Consider the following 2,942-nt stretch of genomic DNA (forward strand, 5'->3'; position numbering starts at 1 on the left):
GAAGGAAAGCAATTAGCACTGTTGAGAGGACATCAATCGTCGGTATATAGTGTAAGTTTTAGTCCAGATGGTAAGAGGCTGGCTACCGCCTCAGATGACAATACGGTCAGACTCTGGGCCGTGGAAGATTTAGGTGAGATGCTAGCTAGGGGTTGTAAGTTGCTTGAAGATTACTTTGTGGAGAATTTTGAAGCTTTAGAAAGCTTAACCACATGCCAAGATTCCGTAGACAAAGTAGCAGTAGCTCCCGGTCTTGTTAAACAAGGTGAGACGTTAGCGAAAGAGGGGGATATTGAGGGTGCTATTGCTAAGTTTGAAAAAGCCAAAGAATGGAATCCGGAGCTAGAATTACAGCCAGAGATAAAAGCCAAACAGCTAGCAGCACCCACTAAAATTAAACAAGGTGAGGAGTTAGCAATACAGGGTAAATTAACCAAAGCCCTATCTCTCTATAAAAAAGCACAACAACTAGATCCAAACCTAGAAATTTCTGCTTATAATTGGAACGAAATCTGTTGGTTTGGTAGCCTCCATGGATATGCTGCTGACGTGATGAATGCCTGTGAAAAAGCAGTAGCCAAAGCACCTGAAGATGGAGATATTCTGGATAGTCGTGGTTTGGCTAGGGCTCTGACTAGGGATACTGCAGGAGCGATATCAGATTTTCAGGCATTTGTAGACTGGATCGATGATGATGAGTTGAAAGCACAACGACAAAAATGGATAGATGAGCTCCGGGCTGCTAAGAATCCTTTTACGGAAGAGGTGTTGAAGAGTTTACTTGAGGAGTAAGGGTAGGGAAGGCAAAAGGCAATAGGCAATAGGCAATAGGCAATAGGCAATAGGCAATAGGCAATAGGCAATAGGCTGTGGAACTGGCATCTTGCCAGTGTCATGCTTATTCTCGGGCGGGCATCTAGCTGTGGAACTGGCATCTTGCCAGTATCATGCTTATTGTCGGGCAGGCATCTAGCTGTAGAACTGGCATCTTGCCAGTGTCATGCTTATTCTCGGGCGGGCAGGATGCCCACTCTACTGATATTGATTAGGCAAGAGGCAAGAGGCAAGAGGCAAGAGGCAATAGTTTCCCTGCTCCCGATTCCCGATTCCCAAACAGTTTTTTACAAAAGTTTTCAAAATATGTTATAATTAAATAATTTTGTGTTATAGTATAAGAGTGGGCGCTGAGACGCCCAGAGTCAAGAGCTAGCCCGGCGAAAGTCCAAAATCTACGGGCTAGCTCTGGCTCCCCAATCACAAGGAGATACTTTAATGATGACCTATTCTGAACGCCTTCATCCATGGGTGGTCATGCGGCTGTTACCGAAAATGCAGCGAGTTGTTGTTGCTCGCTTCCGCAATCGCTCGGATGCGGAAGGACATTTGTGGGCTCTGAAGCGATTAATGCCTGATGCGGAATTTATAATTATTTTTGATGTGGGGAATAATCCGATAAATAGTAGGGAATAGGGAACAGGGAACAGGGGATCAACAGAGAGATTACCTAGGAAAAGGAAGCTATGTTTTTTGATAACTGATTGTAGCGTTTATCATAGCTATGAAGTACACATTATTTGTTCCTTCTTCCCTGCTCCCTGCTCCCTGCTCCCTGCTCCCTGCTCCCTTCATCAAAGTGTTAATTTAGCATAACAAGTACGGAAGAGCCAACATCATGCTAGTCTTAAAATCTTGTGCCCTAATCTTATTCACAACTTGTTTGATAAGTTTTTCTTGGGCAGGCTTGGCTTTATTTACTCGCCCTAACGGCACTCCAAATGCTGTACAGATCCTAGGTGTCTTATGGATACCATTAATAGTTCTACAGGTCAGTACGATCGTTCTGACTGAAGAAAGCAATTTAATCCTAGGGTTAATGGGACTGAGTATCTATATCAGCTCACTAGTTTTGTTTTGGTGGGCAGTGAAAACAACGAAGGAAAAGCCTTTGTCTATTTGCTATTCTGATGATTTACCAAAGCATATCATTACCACTGGTCCCTATCAATTCATTCGTAATCCCTTTTACACATCCTATCTACTTTGTTTACTAGCTGCTGTTTTTGTTACTAATCAGCTCTGGCTACTAATCACAGTAGTAGTAATGTTTGTTCCCTACTATCAAGTTGCTCGCCAAGAAGAAGCTAAATTTTTAGCTAGTAGTTTTGCCGCTGACTATAACGTGTATAAGGAAAACACAGGAATGTTTTTGCCTAAGTTGTGGCCTCAATCACAAGGATAAAAGTTTATATATGACAATCTCACACTATAACGATCTCGGCGGTGCGATTCGTGGGGTCTGCCATGCTTGGTGTGAAGAGCAAGGCTATAGCAATCCCTTTTGTCGCAATGGGGAGTGGTGGGCGTATCCCCCTAATGGCGTCATGCCTATCCAAATCAAAACAGTGATGGGAAAAAGTTGCCAGCGCCCAGTACGAATCGGGCGATTGATTCTGTTTCTCTATCCCGATGGATCCTTAGCCCCTGAGCCTGAGTTAGCTCTCGATTTAACAATCTTAAAATAGAGTGAGGTACTCCCTATTCCCTACTCCCTATTCCCTACTCCCTTCTATTCAAAATGGCCACAACCGTTGCAGCAACCGCCAACTTTTAACCACTAGCTCTTCTATCCAAAGTATGGTTATGTCCAACCACTCCAACACTCGTTCTAAAGGATGTTTAACATATCCTTCTGGAGTTGCTTTAGTGTCAATGCAGTCTTGATTTGGCTCTACATCAATATCATTTATAGAGTTAGCGATCGCGCCATTTTCGTTTCCCTTAGGTTCTTGAACCTTGTTGTTACCCGAATTAACAACTGCTAGTGGTTGATGTTTAGATTGTTTGGGAGTCGTTTTTCCTAAATTACCCTGAAGTTGGGACAGGTCTGGTAATTTATCAGTCCTGGAATTTTTATTCTGGCTGATGGATGGTTTTGGTTTAAC

The 2,942-nt window shown here is 43.2% G+C and carries 7 protein-coding genes; 6 read left to right on the forward strand and 1 reads right to left on the reverse strand.

Annotated elements, in window-relative coordinates; genetic code table 11:
• The 6 genes from F6K52_RS34800 to F6K52_RS34825 all read left to right on the forward strand — a co-directional run.
• On the forward strand, window positions 1–792 hold a 792-nt coding region (locus tag F6K52_RS34800; protein WP_293089533.1), incomplete at its 5' end, for a WD40 repeat domain-containing protein.
• A 102-nt stretch (window positions 793–894) separates the two neighbouring features.
• Window positions 895–1,149 carry a hypothetical protein gene (locus F6K52_RS34805; RefSeq protein WP_293089534.1) on the forward strand — a complete coding sequence of 85 codons (255 nt, stop codon included), beginning with the start codon at window positions 895–897 and terminating at the stop codon, window positions 1,147–1,149.
• Between the two features lie 126 nt (window positions 1,150–1,275).
• Window positions 1,276–1,470 (forward strand): hypothetical protein, encoded by a 195-nt coding sequence (locus tag F6K52_RS34810; RefSeq protein ID WP_293089542.1) that lies wholly within the window; start codon window positions 1,276–1,278, stop codon window positions 1,468–1,470.
• A 57-nt stretch (window positions 1,471–1,527) separates the two neighbouring features.
• Window positions 1,528–1,650 carry a hypothetical protein gene (locus F6K52_RS34815; RefSeq protein ID WP_293089535.1) on the forward strand — a complete coding sequence of 41 codons (123 nt, stop codon included), beginning with the start codon at window positions 1,528–1,530 and terminating at the stop codon, window positions 1,648–1,650.
• Between the two features lie 91 nt (window positions 1,651–1,741).
• A complete protein-coding gene (locus tag F6K52_RS34820) occupies window positions 1,742–2,239 on the forward strand; it encodes an isoprenylcysteine carboxylmethyltransferase family protein (protein ID WP_293089536.1) in 498 nt (165 codons plus the stop codon).
• 10 nt (window positions 2,240–2,249) lie between these two features.
• Window positions 2,250–2,522: a hypothetical protein gene (locus F6K52_RS34825; protein WP_293089537.1), complete on the forward strand. Its 273-nt coding sequence runs from the start codon at window positions 2,250–2,252 to the stop codon at window positions 2,520–2,522.
• 48 nt (window positions 2,523–2,570) lie between these two features.
• Here the strand turns inward: F6K52_RS34825 and F6K52_RS34830 are convergent.
• Window positions 2,571–2,942: hypothetical protein (locus F6K52_RS34830; RefSeq protein WP_293089539.1), on the reverse strand; the 372-nt coding region annotated here is incomplete at its 5' end.

Origin of the sequence: Moorena sp. SIO3H5 (assembly GCF_010692395.1) — a bacterium.
Lineage (GTDB): Bacteria > Cyanobacteriota > Cyanobacteriia > Cyanobacteriales > Coleofasciculaceae > Moorena.